Source organism: Streptomyces sp. NPDC001634 (assembly GCF_040298185.1).
Classification (GTDB): Bacteria; Actinomycetota; Actinomycetes; order Streptomycetales; family Streptomycetaceae; genus Streptomyces.
Genome location: NZ_JBEOZU010000210.1, coordinates 1 through 2,033 on the forward strand (window position 1 = coordinate 1; position 2,033 = coordinate 2,033).

Below are 2,033 nucleotides of genomic sequence, written 5' to 3' on the forward strand. Positions count from 1 at the left end.
TAGTTGGCCTGCCCGGCGCCACCGAATGTGCCCGCGACGGAGGAGAAGACCACGAACGTCGAAAGGTCCGCGTCGCGGGTCAGCTCGTGCAGGTGCGCCACGGCGTCCACCTTCGGACGCATGACCTTGGCCAGCCGGTCCGCGGTGAGCGAGGCGACCACGCCGTCGTCCAGGACACCGGCCGTGTGGACCACGCCCGTCAGCGGGTGGTCGCACGGGATGGCCGCGAGGGCGGTGGCGAGCTGGTCGCGATCCGCGACATCCAGGGCCGCCACCTCGACCTCAGCGCCCAACTCGGCGAGCTCGGCCACGAGTTGCTCAGCGCCGGGAGCTTCCAGGCCCCGGCGGCTGGCCAGCAGCAGATGCCGAACGCCGTGCTCCGCGACCAAGTGGCGGGCCACCAGCGCGCCCAGACCCCCGGTACCGCCGGTGACCAGCACGGTCCCGTCCGGGTCCAGCGGGGCCGGGACGGTCAGGACCACCTTGCCCACATGCCGCGCCTGAGACAGATACCGGAACGCCTCCGAAGCCCTGCGCACATCCCAGCACGTCACCGGAAGAGGCTCCAGCACCCCGGCCTCGAACAGGGCGACCAGGTCGGCCAGCATCTGACCGATCCGCTCCGGCGCCACATCCATCAAGTCGAACGCCTGATACAACACGCCAGGATGATCCGCCGCAACGGTCTCCGGGTCACGGATGTCCGTCTTGCCCATCTCCAGGAAACGCCCACCCCGCGGCAGCAACCGCAGCGACGCATCCACGAACTCACCCGCCAGCGAGTCCAGCACGACATCCATGCCACGACCACCGGTCACCGCAAGGAAGGCCGCCTCGAACTCCGTATCCCGCGACGAGGCAATATGACGCTCATCCAGACCCAGGCCACGCAGGGTGTCCCACTTGCCCGCACTCGCCGTACCGAACACCTCAGCACCCAAATGCCGCGCCAACTGGGTGGCGGCCATGCCCACACCACCGGCCGCCGCATGCACCAACACCGATTCCCCGGCCCGCACACCACCCAGATCGGTCAACGCGTAATAGGCCGTCAGGAACACCACCGGCACGGATGCGGCCTGCGCGAACGACCAGCCCGCCGGAACCCGCACAAGAGTCCGCGCATCCGCCACCACCACCGGCCCGAACGAACCCGAGAACAGGCCCATCACACGGTCACCGACCACCAGCCCGGACACACCCGGACCGACCTCGGTCACCACACCGGCACCCTCCAGACCGAAGTCCCTCGCATCACCGGGATACATACCGAGTGCGTTGAGCACGTCACGGAAGTTGACGCCCGCCGCCCGCACCGCGATGCGGACATGGCCTTGCGTCAGCTCGGCCTCCGCCTCCGGGACCGGCCGCAGCGCCAGCCCCTCCAGCGTCCCCTTCTCCACGACATCCAGCCGCCACGCCGACTCCCCCACCGGAACCGCCAGCCCCGTACCCGTCGACACCCGGCCAAGACGGGGCGCATAGACGGTCCCGCCCCGCACCGCCACTTCCGGCTCACCCGAAGCGAGTGCCGACGCCACGACAGCCCAGGACTCCTCCGCACCGTCCACATCCACCAGCGCAAACCGCCCAGGGTTCTCCGCCCGAGCCGCCCGCACCAGACCCCACACCGCAGCCAGAGCCGGATCCGGAGCCCTCTCATCGAGCGCCAGGGCCCCTTCGGTGACGATCACCAGACGGGCACCCTCGAACCGCTCCTCCGCCAGCCACTCCTGCACGCATGCGAGCACACCGTCCGCGACCTGGTGCGCGGCCTCGACCGCAGCCCCTGTCGGCCGCTCTACCCGCACCAGAACGTCCGCTCCGGGCTCGACCGCCGTACCGGGAAGACCCGTGGGGAGGTCGGGACCGTACGTCGGGCCTTCGACGGCCGCTTCGATCAGTACGGGAGCCCAGTCGGTCTGGAAGAGGCTGTCCGGGCGGCCGGCGTCTGCCGTGGCCAGATCGCCGGACGCCTCCCGCAGTACCAGCGACTCCACCGAGGCGACCGGACCGCCCGCCGGATCGGCCAG

At 70.5% G+C, this 2,033-nt stretch carries 1 protein-coding gene; it reads right to left on the reverse strand.

Annotated features, from left to right (window positions below; genetic code table 11):
• Positions 1-2,033, reverse strand: a 2,033-nt coding sequence (locus ABT186_RS47545; RefSeq protein ID WP_351930664.1) for an SDR family NAD(P)-dependent oxidoreductase, incomplete at both ends; no start/stop codon positions are given.